Origin of the sequence: Pseudomonas sp. GD03903, from assembly GCF_029840045.1 — a bacterium.
In the GTDB taxonomy this organism is placed as follows: Bacteria; Pseudomonadota; Gammaproteobacteria; order Pseudomonadales; family Pseudomonadaceae; genus Pseudomonas; species Pseudomonas pseudonitroreducens.
Map to the genome: position 1 here is coordinate 46,473 of NZ_JAOCBT010000031.1, position 13,763 is coordinate 60,235.

A 13,763-nucleotide genomic window follows, 5' to 3' on the forward strand; every position below is an offset into this window, starting at 1 on the left:
CCATGTCGAACACCCCTTCGCTTTCCCAGCTGCACCAGCCTGATGCCTTCCTCGCCCGTCACCTGGGCCCCGACGCCGCCGAACAACAGGCGATGCTCGACACCCTGGGGCTCAAGAATCGCGACGATCTGATCGTGCAGACGGTGCCGCCGGCCATCCGCCTGAACCGGCCGCTGGACCTGCCCGTCGCCCTCGACGAGCAGGGCGCACTGGCGAAGCTGAAGGGCTACGCGCAGAAGAACGAGCTATGGACCAGCCTGATCGGCACCGGCTACTACGGCACCCTGACGCCGACCGTCATCCTGCGCAACGTGCTGGAGAACCCGGGCTGGTACACCGCCTACACGCCCTACCAGCCGGAGATCGCCCAGGGCCGTCTCGAGTCCCTGCTGAACTTCCAGCAGATGACCATCGACCTCACCGGACTCGATCTCGCCAGCGCCTCGCTGCTCGACGAAGCCACCGCCGCTGCCGAAGCCATGGCCCTGGCCAAGCGCGTGGCCAAGGCCAAGAGCAACCTGTTCTTCGTCGATGCGCATTGCCATCCGCAGACCATCTCCGTGGTGCAGACCCGCGCCGAAGCCTTCGGCTTCGACGTGGTGGTCGACGAGGTGGACAACCTTGGCCAGCACCAGGTGTTCGGCGCGCTGCTGCAATACCCGGATACCCGTGGCGAGGTGCGTGATCTGCGCCCGCTGATCGACGCGCTGCACGCCCAGCAGGCCATTGCCTGCGTCGCCAGCGACCTGCTCGCGCTGCTGCTGCTCACTCCGCCGGGCGAACTGGGCGCCGACGTGGTCCTGGGCAGCGCCCAGCGCTTCGGCGTGCCGATGGGCTACGGCGGCCCGCACGCAGCCTTCTTCGCCTGCCGCGACGACTACAAGCGCGCCATGCCAGGGCGCATCATCGGCGTGTCCAAGGACGCCCGTGGCAATACCGCGCTGCGCATGGCGCTGCAGACCCGCGAACAGCACATCCGCCGCGAGAAGGCCAACTCCAACGTCTGCACCTCGCAGGTACTGCTGGCCAACATCGCCAGCCTGTACGCCGTGTATCACGGCCCGCAGGGCCTCAAGCGCATCGCCCAGCGCGTGCACCGCCTGACTTGCGTGCTGGCCGCCGGCCTCACCGCCAAGGGGCTCAAGCCGGTCAACCAGCATTTCTTCGACACCCTGACCCTGGATGTCGGCGCGCAGCAACAGGTCATCGTCGAGCGTGCCCGTGCCGCCCGCGTCAACCTGCGTATTGTCGGTGAAGACCGCCTGGGCGTGAGCCTGGACGAAACCACCAGCGCCGAGACCCTCGCCACGCTGTTCGACATCCTGCTGGGTGCCGGCCACGGCCTGGACGTCGCCCAGCTCGATGCCGGCAAGATCGCCGACGGCGTCCCTGCCGCCCTGCAGCGCAGCAGCGGCTACCTGAGCCACCCGGTGTTCAACCGCCACCACAGCGAAACCGAGATGCTGCGCTACCTGCGCCAGCTCGAAGGCAAGGACCTGGCGCTGAACCAGTCGATGATCCCGCTGGGCTCCTGCACCATGAAGCTCAACGCCACCAGCGAGATGATCCCGATCACCTGGCCGGAATTCGCCACCCTGCACCCCTTTGTCCCGCGCGAGCAGGCCGAAGGCTACCGGTTGATGATCGAGGAGCTGGAAAGCTGGCTCTGCGCGATCACCGGTTTTGACGCCATCTGCATGCAGCCCAACTCCGGCGCCCAGGGCGAGTACGCCGGCCTGCTGGCGATCCGCAAGTACCACGAGAGCCGTGGCGATGCGCACCGCAACATCTGCCTGATCCCGTCCTCAGCCCACGGCACCAACCCGGCTTCGGCGATCATGGCGAGCATGCGCGTGGTCATCGTCGAGTGCGACAAGGGCGGCAACGTCGACATGGAGGACTTGAAGCGCAAGGCGGCGGAAGCCGGCGAGCAGCTGTCCTGCCTGATGATTACCTACCCGTCCACCCACGGCGTCTATGAGGAAGGCATTCGCGAGATCTGCGAGGTCATCCACGGCCATGGCGGCCAGGTCTACATGGACGGCGCCAACCTCAACGCCCAGGTTGGCCTGGCGCGCCCGGCGGACATCGGCGCCGACGTGTCGCACATGAACCTGCACAAGACCTTCTGCATCCCCCACGGTGGTGGCGGCCCGGGCATGGGCCCGATCGGCGTGAAGAAGCACCTGGCGCCCTTCGTCGCCAACCACCCGGTGATCCGCATCGAAGGCCCGAACCCGCTGAACGGCGCGGTGAGCGCCGCGCCCTGGGGTAGCGCGAGCATCCTGCCGATCAGCTGGATGTACATCGCCATGATGGGCCCGCAACTGGCCGACGCCACCGAGGTGGCGATCCTCAACGCCAACTACCTGGCCCAGCAGCTCGATGGCGCCTTCCCGGTGCTCTACCGCGGGCGCAACGAGCGTGTCGCCCACGAGTGCATCCTCGACCTGCGTCCGCTCAAGGCGCAGACCGGGATCAGCGAGGAAGACGTGGCCAAGCGCCTGATGGACTACGGTTTCCACGCGCCGACCATGTCCTTCCCGGTGCCCGGCACGCTGATGGTCGAGCCCACCGAGAGCGAGTCCAAGCACGAGCTGGATCGCTTTATCGAGGCGATGCTGTCGATCCGTGCGGAAATCGCCAAGGTCGAGACCGGTGAGTGGCCCGCCGAGGACAACCCGCTCAAGCGCGCGCCGCACACCCTGGCCGATGTCACCGGACTGTGGGATCGCCCCTACCAGATCGCCGAGGCAGTGACCCCGACCGAGCACACCCGGGCCTTCAAGTACTGGCCGGCGGTGAACCGCGTGGACAACGTTTACGGCGACCGCAACCTGTTCTGCGCCTGCGTGCCGGTGGACGACTACCGCGAGTGAGCGGTGCGTTGAACTGAAAGTTGAACTGAAAAAGCCGCCTTCGGGCGGCTTTTTTGTTTTTCGCCGGTGCGAGTTGGCTCGCGAACGGATTTCCTGGCGGCGCTGAAGCTGGGAGGGTTCGCGAGCAAGCTCGCTCCTACAGGTTCATTCCGGCGTAGGAGCGGAATGCCCGGTGTGGGAGCGGGCACCGTCCGCGATCGGCTTGGCGCGGCAGAGGGCTTCAGGGCTTGAGCTGCAAACGGCCGATCAGGCGGATCAGGAACACGAACAGCAGGATCATCAGCACATTGCTGAGCATGCCGATCAGGTTGTAGAGCGACTGGGGCAGCAGCGAATAGACCTCTATGCCGACCACGCTGAGCAGGCGGCTGAGCAGCCAGAAGCCTTCACTGACGATCAGCAGGATCAGGGTGATCTTCAACGGCTGGATGGGATCGTTCATGGGACACTCCGTGTCGAATCGGGAGTGTCAGTAGATCACAAGGGCGGTTGCGTGGGGCATCCGCCGGTGTGGCCCGTGACACGCGCCACGGGCCACGCCGGTGGGTGTCACTGGGCGGGTGCGTCATCGGGGCGGGTCAGGATGGCGTTGGCCAGCTCCATGTCGCTGCGACTCTGCAGGGTCGCGTCGTCGCTGCGCAGCCGGGTGAGGGCGGCTTCCAGGTAGGGGCCGCGAATGGCGCCGTCGCTGGCTACGAAGGCGCTCGCGTCGTCCTGGGCGGCGACGATCAGCTTGTCGTGCTTGAAGGTCAGATAGGTCGACGCGGTGGTGGCGCCGGACGAGATCACGTCGCGCCAGAAGTCGCCGTCGGCCATGGCCGAGGCAACGGGCAGGGCGATCAGGGCAAAGGCAGTGGCCAGTTTCGCGGTACGCATCGGTTACACCTCCGGAAGGTCCGTGTACAGGTGAGAGGCGTGGCGGCTGGCTGGAGTTCCAACTTTCCGGCAGCGATGTGCGCGAGCGGTCGTCGCGCACATCGGCCTTGCTCAATGCTGGGCGGCAAGGATCGCCGAGGCCAGCTCGGCGTCGCTGGCTTGCGCCAGGCCCGGGTCGGCGCTGCGCATCTGCTGCAGCGTGGCTTCCAGGTAGGGGCCGCGGATGGCGCCATCGGTGGCAATGAAACTGGCAGCGTCGTCCTGGGCCGGACCGATCAGCTTGTGATCGTCACGGCTGGTCAGGTAGCTCGAGGCGGTGGTGGCGCCGGAGGTCAGGACTCCGCGCCAGAAACTGCGATCTTCGGCCATGGCGGAGGCAAGGGGGAGCAGGGTGAGGGCTACGACAACAGAGGCAGAACGGCGACGCATGATGTTTCCTTGAGTGATTTTGCGCCTCTCAGAGCGTCGGAAAACTCCGCGGTTCCTTCCTGTCGTCGGAAATGTCTGTCGTCGGAAATGCCTGTCGTTGGAGAGGTCACTCCCGCTTGAGCGCTGGATCGTCTGGATTCTGTTGCTCCAGCTCTGCCGTGAACTGCTGCACCTTCTGGAACTGCCCGGCCTCGCGCAGGTAGTCGATCAGCACCAGGCGCGCGGATCGGTTGGCCGGGTGCTTCTGCAGCAGGGTTTCCAGCTCGTGGCAGGCGCCGTCGACATCGCCGCCGTCATGCAGGGCGACTGCCAGCACGAAGCGGAACTGGTCATCATCCGGGGCCAGCCGCACAGCCTCGCGCAGCTCCTTCAGGGCCTGGGCGTGCTGGCCCTGGCGCACCAGGGCCAGGCCGTTGACGTGGTGCAGCAGGCCCGACGTGGGCTGCCGGCGCAGGCCGTCAGTGAGCACCTGGCGGGCCTCGGCGTCGCGGCCGTTGGCCTCCAGCCACTGGAACAGCGTGACACGCGCCGGCAGGTATTCTTCGTTGCGCGCCAGCGCGGCACGCAGGGCTGGCTCGACCTGTTCCGAGCGACCGCTGCGCTCGTAAAGCATGGCGAGGTTGAAGTTGGCCTCGGCGCGCTCGGCGAGGTCGTTCTGGATCGTTTCGTATTCCTTCAGGCCGTTGTTCAGCTCGGGCCCGATACCGGCCAGCAGTTGCGGTGGCAGTTGCGCCAGTTGCCAGGCAGCGGCGCTGCGCACGGCGCGGATCGGATCGGCGAGCAGCGGCGCGAGCAGCAGCACTTGCTGCTGCGGCGCAGCCAGCGCGGGCAGAGCCTGGATGGCGCTGTGGCGGACCTGCGGATCGGTGTCCTTCAGACCCAGTGCAACCAGCTCCGCCGAACGCGGGCTGGGGTAGCTGGGCAGCTCGGCGAGCAGGGTGGCGCGACGGATCGACGGCAGGTTTGCGTCGGCGAGCAGCAGGTGCAGGGCGCGCGAGGCGCCTGGCTTGCCATTACGCGCCTTCCACAGGGTGTCGTCGTAGCGTGGCGGCGGGTTGCTGGAGGCATTCGGTTTGGCTGGTATTTCGCTGGCGAACCACTCGCGGAATGCCGAGCCGAGCTGCTTCGCCGGCATGTCGCGGTGACAGGCCTGGCAGGCATCCGGGGCGCCGATGCGGCGGGCGTGCTGCGGATTGGGCAGGGTGAAGCCGTGGTCGTGGCGGTAGTCGTTGACCATGTAGTAACGCCCCGGCATGTGGCACGACGTGCATTGCGCACCCGGCGTGCCGGGTTGGTGATGGGTGTGCTCGGGGGAGTCGTAGTTCTTCGCCTGCAAACCCTTGCCGTCGATCTGCGGGCGCACCGGCTTGCCGGCGGTGTTGTGGCATTGCAGGCAGACACCGTTGCCCGGTGCCTTCAGCTCGCCGCTGTGCGGATTGTGGCAATCGGTGCACTGCACGCCCTTGGCGAACATCTTGCTCTGGGTGAAGGAACCCCACTCGAAGACTTCGTCCTTGATCTTGCCGTCGATCTCGTAGAGTTCGCGGGTCAGGGTGCTGGGCAGGTAGTCGTCCATGAACCGGTGCTGGTTCTGGTAGCCGTCACCCAGCGGCGCGCGACGGGCGTGGCAGCGTGCGCAGGTCTCGACGATGGTGCTCTGGCTGGCGTTCTGCAGCGGCACATCGAAGCCCTTGGCGGTGTTGCGATCGGGTTTCTGCGCCCACTCCAGGTGCTTCGATGCGGGCCCGTGACAGGCCTGGCAGCCGACGCCGAGGCTGTTCCAGTGGCTGGCGAAGCTGTCGCTCTTCGCATCGTAGTTACGCTTGAAGCCGGTGGTGTGGCACTCGATGCACATGAAGTTGGCGTTCTGCGCGGGGCGGGTCCAGTGCAGTTCGTCCCTGAAGTCGATGCGCTGCCCGGGCATCAGCTGGAACCACTGGTGCTTGCGGCTATCCCAGGCGACGCCGAGGGCCTGCAGGCGGCCGCCGGGCCGGCCTTGTTCGTCGGGAAAGTCCAGCAGGTATTGCTGCAGCGGTTCGAAGCCGAAGGTGTAGGCGACCTTGAAGTCCGCCGGCTTGCCGTCGGCACCAGGGGTATTGACCCAGTACTCGTCGCCCTTGCGGAAGAAGCGGGTGGTCTCGGTGTCGCCCTTGAAGGTGACATCGGCGAAGTCGCCCAGCACGTTGCCTTCGCTCGCCGGCTTCATCGCCTGCTGGTGATGGGAGCCCTGCCAGTCCTTGAGTTGCGCCGGGTGGCAGCCGGCGCAGGTGGATTCGTCGACCAGTTGCGCGGGCTGCACCGCCGGGGGCGTTGCAGAAGCCTTGGGTGCGCTGGTGGTGATCGGTGGATGGCCGCTGGGCAGCTGGATGCCGCTGTCCTGCTCGACCCAGATCCAGGCCCCGATGGTGGCCAGAAGCAATATCCCGGCGATGGCCGCGAGCCAGGCGCGACGATAACCGTTGGGCTGCACGGCGGCGGGGGCGGCGGGGCGGGGCTTCTTGGTCTTGTGGGGCATGGACATCCATTGTTCCGCGGCGACTCCGTGGGTAACGGAGCTTCCGTGAGCGGGCTGGGACTGTCAACGTGGGCCGGGGCCTTCCTCGGGAACCGGCCCGCCACGGCATGCGCCTCAGGGTTGGCGAATCTCGGCGACCCGGGCGCTGTCGACCTTCACCTCGGGGTTGCCGAACTGTGCGCTGAGGTAGTTCACCAGCGTGGCGATCTGTTCGTCGTTCAGCGTCCCGGCGAAACCGGGCATGAACACATCGTCGTCGCCCACCTTGCGGTGCACGCCGCCGAGTACGACCTGCACCAGGTTGTCCGGCTGCAGCGCGCCGACCGCAGTGTTCTTCAGCAGCATCGGGTAGTAGCCGTCCTTCACCCCCTCACCGGTCCAGGAGTGGCAGCTGGCGCAGTTGCCCAGGTAGAGGCGGGCGCCGTCGTCGTGCTTCTGCGCGGCGAAGTCCTGGCCGCGCAGAGTCACCACGTCATCCGCCGGCTCACCCCAGGCGAAGCGTGCCTTGCGCTCGCCATCGCTGACCGCCGGGACGCTGCGCAGGTAGCTGGCGATGGCCTGCAGGTCGGTATCGGTCATGTACTGGAAGCTGTGCTGCACCGCTTCGGCCATCGGCCCGGCGGCCTGTGCCTTGCCGGGCACGCGGCCGGTCTTGAGGTACTGGACGATCTCCGCGTCGCTCCAGCCGCCGATACCGCTGTGGGTGTCGGGAGTGATGTTGAAGGCGTACCAGCCGCCCAGCGCGGCGCCGGAGAGGAAGCCGGTGCTGCGTTCGTCCATGGCCTTCTCCTGGAACGCCATGCCGCGCGGGGTGTGGCAGGTGCCGCAGTGCGCCAGGCCCTGGACCAGATAGGCGCCACGGTTCCAGGTCGCGCTCTGCTTCGGCTTGTTCTGGTAGACCGCGTCGTTGTGGAACAGCAGGTTCCAGATCGCCAGCGGCCAGCGCATGTCCAGCGGCCAGGCGATGTCGGAATCCTGGTTGGGCTGCGCCACGGCCTGCACGCCGCCTTCGAGGAACCAGGCGTAGAGCGCCTGCATGTCTTCGTCGGTGATCTTTGCGTAGGCGGTGTAGGGCATCGCCGGATAGAGCCGGGTGCCGCCCTTGGCCACGCCTTCGCGCACGGCACGGGCGAAGTCGTCGTAGCTGTAGCTGCCAATGCCGGTCTTCGGATCGGGGGTGATGTTGGTGGAATACACTGCGCCCAGCGGCGTGGCCAGTGGCAGGCCGCCAGCGAAGGGCTTGCCGCCCGGCGAGGTGTGGCACGCTGCGCAGTCGCCGGCGCGGGCCAGATATTCGCCACGTTGCAGCAGCTCCGCCGGGGCCGGGTCGAGCGCCTTGGCAGCGTAGGTGGCCAATGGCGTGGCCAGCAGGACGAGGAGCAGAAGGCGTTTCATGCCTTGGCCTCCCGCTTCAGGTGCTCGGCCAGGCGCAAGGCCAGGGCGGCGATGGTCAGGGTGCAGTTCACCGAGCCGACGGTGGGCATCACGCCGCTGCTGGCGATGAACAGGTTGGGGTGGTCGTGCGCCCGGCATTGGGCGTCCACCACCGAATCTTTCGGGTCGGCGCCCATCAGCACGGTGCCGGTGATGTGGTTGTTGTTGGCGAAGCTGTCGTCGAACTTCACCTCCTCGCCACCCAGCAGTTTCGCCGCATGGGCGTAAACCTCGCGGGTGTGGACCGCGCTCTTGCGCACGTAGTCGTCCATCGCGTAGGTGAATTCGGGCTTGGGGATACCCGCCGCGTCGCGCTCGGTGGCGCTGGGTACGATGCGGTTCTCCGGGTGCGGAAGGATTTCGTGAAAGCTGTCGAAGCGCACGAAACGCGCGGCGCGGTCGCGGATCTTCGCCTCCAGGTCGTGGCCCAGCAGCAGTGGTCCGTGGCGGATCAGCTCGGCGGCCACCTGGTCGGTGCGCGAGAGGTTGGACAGGTGGATCTTCTTCGAGGCGTATTCGCTGCGGAAGGCGCCGTCGCGGAAGCCCACCATCGAGGTCATTTCCTGCGGCCCGCGGCCCGGCCAGAGCTTCTCGTCGGCATAGAACTGCACGGCGGTGCCGGGGTGGTCCATGAGGTTGCGGCCGACCATGTCCGAACTGTTGCCGACCTCGGACATCAGCATCAGCTTGGGCGTCTCGATGCCATTGGCGGCGAGGATGAAGGTGTCGCCCTCGACGCGCACTTCGTTGCCCTGCGGGTCCTTGTACAGCGCTGCGACTATCTTGCCGCCGTCGCCCTTCTCCAGTTTGAACACCACGGCGTTGTCGATCAGCCGCGCGCCGGCGGCCTCTGCCTTGTCGACGTGGACGATGCCGTTGTACATGGCGCCAATCGGGCAGATCGGCATGCAGTTGTTGTTGCCGCAGCAGGTCGGCCGGCCGTCGTAGGGGCGGCTGTTGCGCGCCACCGGCTCGGTGACCACGCGATAGCCGTTGGCGTTGAGCAGGGTCTTGATGCGCTGCTCGTTCCACGACAGCGGCAACGGCGGCATCGGGTAAGACTGGCTGCGCGGCGAGTCGAGTTCCTCGTCGCCAGGGCCCCAGACCCCCAGTTCTTCCTCGGCGCGCTGGTACCAGGGCTCCAGTTCGGCGTACTCGATGGGCCAATCGCGGCCTACGCCGTAGAGGCTGAGCAGCTTGAAATCGTTGGGCAGGAAACGCCAGGCCGAGGCCGCCCAGTGCCAGGTGGTGCCGCCCACGGCGCGGATGTACTGCACGTCGTAGGGGTGTTCGCCCTTCTGGATCAGGTAGTGGTTGTCCGGCTTGAACTGCGGGTGGGGGGCGTACGGGCTGGACGGGTAGGGTGCCTGGTTGTCGGACTTGTCCGCCTGGTTGCGGAAGCGCTCGACGATCTCCCAGCGACCCATGCGCGGGCCTGCCTCGAGGATCAGCACGTCCTTGCCGGCCAGCGCCAACTGGTGTGCGACCAGTGCGCCGGCGACGCCGGAGCCCACCACCACGAAATCCGCGCGTTGCGTATCGGCCATGCTCAGGCCCCCCGCTCGGTCGGTTGCGCCGCCCAGAAGCCGGGCTTGTTCGGGCAATAGCTGCGGATCACCAGGACGTCATCCACGGCGCGGAACATCAGCGCCTGCTCGTAGGTGACCACCGTCGCACCGCTGTCATCGCCGATCTGGCCCAGGTACCAGCCGCCGAGGATCTGCCGGGCCAGCCACTGCTGGCGCTCGTTCCAGGTATCCGGCGCGTCGCCCAGGCGGTCCAGCAGCTCCGTGAGACTCTGCCGCAGTGCCGTGTCACGCTGGGCCAGGACGCCGAACAGGCGTAAACCGATGCGCGGGTCGAGGTTGCTGCGGCCGGTGAGGCGCTGGGACAGGGTCATGAACTCGTCCAGCTCCGTCGCCGCCTGGGGTGTCAGTGCGGCCCAGGTGCGCGCGGCGGGGCTGAGCAGCACGCCGCCCGCCGCGGCGCTGGCGCAGGCCACCGCCAGCAGGCGGCGGCGCGAAAGGGGAAAGGCGGGCAGTGGTGCCTCGGACATGACAACCTCTCTTGCAACAGGCGAACGGTTGGGAAGCGCGGTCTCTCGCCGCTTGCTTCGTGACGCTGGGTGCTGCCTTTGGCCGCGTCGCCGGTCCGTCGGTCGGACTGGCGATAGCGTGCCCAGGCCCTTAGTATTGCCGCTTGTTCAGATTCTGCCGGGCGATTCGCTCTGCCGGCGGCCCACTCCGGAGCCGCGCCGCAGAGCCTCACCGACCGGCTTTTGGGTGAAACCTTCGCGATGAAACAGTACCTCGACCTCATGCGCCACGTGCGCGAACATGGCACCTTCAAGAGCGATCGCACCGGCACCGGCACCTACAGTGTGTTCGGCCACCAGATGCGTTTCGACCTCGCCGAAGGCTTCCCGCTGGTGACCACCAAGAAGTGCCACCTCAAATCGATCGTCCATGAGCTGCTGTGGTTCCTCAAAGGTTCGACCAACATCGCCTACCTGAAGGAAAACGGCGTCTCGATCTGGGACGAATGGGCCGACGAGAACGGCGACCTGGGCCCGGTCTACGGCTACCAGTGGCGCTCCTGGCCGGCGCCGGACGGCCGCCAAATCGACCAGATCGCCAACCTGATGCAGATGCTGAAGAGCAACCCGGACTCGCGCCGGCTGATCGTCTCCGCGTGGAACCCCGCGCTGATCGACGAGATGGCCCTGCCACCCTGCCATGCGCTGTTCCAGTTCTATGTGGCCGACGGCAAGCTCAGCTGCCAGCTGTACCAGCGCTCGGCCGACATCTTCCTCGGCGTGCCCTTCAACATCGCCAGCTATGCGCTGCTGACCCTGATGGTCGCGCAGATTGCCGGGTTCGCGCCGGGCGAGTTCATCTGGACCGGCGGCGACTGCCACCTGTACGCCAACCATCTGGAGCAGACCGACCTGCAGCTGACCCGCCAGCCGCTGCCGCTGCCCACCATGAAGATCAACCCCGAGGTGAAGGACCTGTTCGACTTCCGCTTCGAGGACTTCGAACTGGTCGGCTATGAAGCCCACCCACACATCAAGGCGCCGGTCGCTGTCTGAACCGCGACAGGCTCCCTTGCAAAGGCCGGCGCAATGCCGGCCTTTGCGTTTCTGCGCCGAGGCCCCCGGCAAACGGGGATGGCGTTCGAGTGGCGCCATACCTGCGCGCCCTTCACTGACAGCTATCGCTGCGCACCCCCATGGCAAACGTGCGCCAGTCAGTCATTTGGCAAATATAAGTTTCGCCTAGCGGTACTAGGTTTCATAAAGGTGCGGCGCATTGCTATGCTCCGCGTGCAGGCCGCTGAACAGTGGCCTACGGATTTTCCGCAGTACAACGACAAGACCGGGGACCGTCATGCAGCCTTTCAGCTTTGCCACCACCGCGCAGATTCTCTGCGAGAGTGGTTCCGCCGCCCGCCTGGGTGAACTCTGCCGCGAACGCGGCGCCCAGCGCGTACTCATCGTCACCGACCCCGGGATCACCCGCCTGAACATGCTCGACGGCGTGCTGCCCGGCTTCGCCGAGGCCGGCGTGGCGGTTGAAGTCTTTGACCAGGTAGTGGCGGACCCGCCGGAAAGCGTGGTGCTGCAAGCCACCGACCAGGCGCGGCGGATGGCCGCGCAACTGGTGATCGGCTTCGGCGGCGGCAGCTCGATGGACGTCGCCAAGCTGGTTGCGCTGCTGGCGCACCCGCTGGCCGCCCAGGGGCTCAAGGATATCTTCGGCGTCGGCAATGCCCGCGGCCCGCGCCTGCCGCTGCTGCAGGTGCCGACCACCGCCGGGACCGGCTCGGAAGTCACGCCGATCGCCATCGTCACCACCGGCGAGACCACCAAGATGGGCGTGGTCAGCCCGCACCTGTTGCCGGACCTGGCCATGCTCGATGCCGACCTTACCCTCGGCCTGCCGCCGGCTGTCACCGCGGCTACCGGCATCGACGCGATGGTCCACGCCATCGAGGCGTACACCAGCAAGCTGAAGAAGAATCCGCTGTCCGACCTGCTCGCCCGCGAAGCGCTGCGCCTGCTGGCGCTGAACCTCGACGAAGCCGTGCACAACGGCGGTAACCGCGAGGCTCGCCAGGCCATGCTGCTGGGTGCCTGCCTGGCCGGGCAGGCCTTCGCCAATGCCCCGGTGGCCGCCGTCCACGCGCTGGCCTACCCGCTCGGCGGGCACTTCCACATTCCCCATGGCCTGAGCAATGCGCTGGTGCTGCCGGAGGTGATCCGCTTCAACGCACCGAACGCCGGCGCTCTCTACGCCGAACTGGCGCCGTTGTTGCTGGGCCAGCGCCTGCGCAGTGACGCCGACCGCACCGAGCAGTTCATCGCCGAACTGGCCGATCTCAGCCCGCGCAGTGGCCTGCCTTCGCGCCTGCGCGATGCCGGCGTCCCGCAGGACAGCCTGCCGCGCCTGGCCGCTGACGCGATGCTGCAACAGCGCCTGCTGGTGAATAATCCCCGCGAAGTCAGCGAGAGCGATGCGCTGGCCATCTACCGAGCCGCCTTCTGAGAACCCCATGAGCGAACAGCATCCCAGCCGCGCCGACTACGCGCACTTCCAGCCGATTACCACGCGCTGGCACGACAACGATATCTACGGCCACGTGAACAACGTGACCTACTACGGCTTCTTCGACACGGCGGTGAACACTTACCTGATCGAGCGTGGCGGCCTGGATATCCACAACGGCGACGTGGTGGGCTTCGTGGTCAGCTCCAGCTGTGATTATTTCGCGCCGGTGGCCTTCCCCGAGCGCATTGAGGTCGGCCTGCGGGTCGGCAAGCTGGGTAACAGTTCGGTGCAATACGAGCTGGCGATCTTCCGCGAAGGCGAGGAACTGGCCTGCGCGGCAGGCAAGTTCGTGCACGTGTTCGTTGATCGCGCGAGCAACCGCCCGGTGTCGATTCCTCCTGCGTTGCGCGAGGCGATGGAGACTCTGGAGCGCGTCTGAACTGTTCTTCGTAGGAGCGTCACCAGCCCATTGGATAATGCTCGATCCGGCACGGCCGGCTGTGGCCGTCGCCCTTGCAGATGCCGTCCAGGTACTGGTAGCGCATCCACACTCGTTGCCCGGGCGTCGGCCAATGCTGGCGAGGAATCCGGCTCTGCCAGTCGGCGCTTTCCGGCTCGAAGGCGATCAACGCGCCGCGGTCCGGGCAATCCGTGCCGGCGGCCCGTGGCTTGACCGACTCCACGCGGCCTTCCAGGCCACGCACGGGCAATTTGAGGGGTCCAATAATCTCCACTTCCATCTGGCAGACCTGCCAGTCTCCGGCGTGCGCGGTCTGCACGGCGCCAAGCGACAGCAGCAGACCGGCGGCAGCAAGCGCTTTCACGAATGACTCCTTGTGGCCAGTGATCCCTTCCCGACAAGCCTATACGAGCGTGGCGGGATAATACGGGGGCTTGTCCCGGGTGGTCCGTCAGGCCTATGCTGGCCGCCGGTCGGCAGTTCACCCAGGCGTCGCCGCCTCCGTATGGAGAGCGCTAAACCTGCCGCGCGGTTCCCCGCATCTTTGACGATCCGACACACTTTCCCAGTGCCGCATCGGAATACGGCGACCCCCGATTACCTCCTGCGCGAGGTCTAGG

At 66.8% G+C, this 13,763-nt stretch carries 12 protein-coding genes; 4 read left to right on the forward strand and 8 right to left on the reverse strand.

Features of this window, described 5'->3' with window-relative positions; genetic code table 11:
- The first annotated feature begins 2 nt into the window (after positions 1-2).
- Complete coding sequence (gcvP, locus tag N5C91_RS29735; RefSeq protein WP_279833976.1) at positions 3-2,879, forward strand: aminomethyl-transferring glycine dehydrogenase; 2,877 nt, start codon at positions 3-5, stop codon at positions 2,877-2,879.
- A gap of 220 nt (positions 2,880-3,099) precedes the next feature.
- Here the strand turns inward: gcvP and N5C91_RS29740 are convergent, their stop codons facing one another.
- From N5C91_RS29740 to N5C91_RS29770, 7 genes are all read right to left on the reverse strand, one after another.
- On the reverse strand, positions 3,100-3,321 hold the full coding sequence (locus tag N5C91_RS29740; protein ID WP_236172002.1) for a hypothetical protein: 222 nt from the start codon (positions 3,319-3,321) through the stop codon (positions 3,100-3,102).
- A 107-nt stretch (positions 3,322-3,428) separates the two neighbouring features.
- Positions 3,429-3,755, reverse strand: coding sequence for a DUF2388 domain-containing protein (locus tag N5C91_RS29745; RefSeq protein ID WP_236172001.1), 327 nt, complete (start codon positions 3,753-3,755; stop codon positions 3,429-3,431).
- A 111-nt stretch (positions 3,756-3,866) separates the two neighbouring features.
- Positions 3,867-4,184: a DUF2388 domain-containing protein gene (locus N5C91_RS29750; RefSeq protein WP_236202261.1), complete on the reverse strand. Its 318-nt coding sequence runs from the start codon at positions 4,182-4,184 to the stop codon at positions 3,867-3,869.
- 106 nt (positions 4,185-4,290) lie between these two features.
- Positions 4,291-6,705: a tetratricopeptide repeat protein gene (locus tag N5C91_RS29755; protein WP_279833979.1), complete on the reverse strand. Its 2,415-nt coding sequence runs from the start codon at positions 6,703-6,705 to the stop codon at positions 4,291-4,293.
- A 108-nt stretch (positions 6,706-6,813) separates the two neighbouring features.
- Positions 6,814-8,094, reverse strand: a complete 1,281-nt coding sequence (locus N5C91_RS29760) for a cytochrome c (RefSeq protein WP_279833981.1) — start codon at positions 8,092-8,094, stop codon at positions 6,814-6,816.
- The gene (locus N5C91_RS29765) at positions 8,091-9,680 is read right to left on the reverse strand and encodes a GMC family oxidoreductase (protein ID WP_279833983.1); all 1,590 of its coding nucleotides are present in this window, start codon (positions 9,678-9,680) and stop codon (positions 8,091-8,093) included. Before N5C91_RS29765 ends, N5C91_RS29760 begins: the two co-directional genes overlap by 4 nt.
- Before the next feature lie 2 nt (positions 9,681-9,682).
- A complete protein-coding gene (locus tag N5C91_RS29770; RefSeq protein ID WP_236172786.1) occupies positions 9,683-10,189 on the reverse strand; it encodes a sorbitol dehydrogenase family protein in 507 nt (168 codons plus the stop codon).
- A 240-nt stretch (positions 10,190-10,429) separates the two neighbouring features.
- Here N5C91_RS29770 and N5C91_RS29775 point away from each other — a divergent pair, with 240 nt between their 5' ends.
- From N5C91_RS29775 to N5C91_RS29785, 3 genes are all read left to right on the forward strand, one after another.
- The gene (locus tag N5C91_RS29775) at positions 10,430-11,224 is read left to right on the forward strand and encodes a thymidylate synthase (protein ID WP_279833985.1); all 795 of its coding nucleotides are present in this window, start codon (positions 10,430-10,432) and stop codon (positions 11,222-11,224) included.
- A 298-nt stretch (positions 11,225-11,522) separates the two neighbouring features.
- Entirely contained in the window at positions 11,523-12,680 is a 1,158-nt protein-coding gene (locus tag N5C91_RS29780) for an iron-containing alcohol dehydrogenase (RefSeq protein WP_279833987.1), read from the forward strand.
- 7 nt (positions 12,681-12,687) lie between these two features.
- Positions 12,688-13,122 carry a thioesterase family protein gene (locus N5C91_RS29785; RefSeq protein ID WP_279833988.1) on the forward strand — a complete coding sequence of 145 codons (435 nt, stop codon included), beginning with the start codon at positions 12,688-12,690 and terminating at the stop codon, positions 13,120-13,122.
- Between the two features lie 19 nt (positions 13,123-13,141).
- Here N5C91_RS29785 and N5C91_RS29790 read toward each other — a convergent pair whose 3' ends face one another.
- Positions 13,142-13,507: a hypothetical protein gene (locus N5C91_RS29790; protein ID WP_236201261.1), complete on the reverse strand. Its 366-nt coding sequence runs from the start codon at positions 13,505-13,507 to the stop codon at positions 13,142-13,144.
- Between the last annotated feature and the right edge of the window lie 256 nt (positions 13,508-13,763).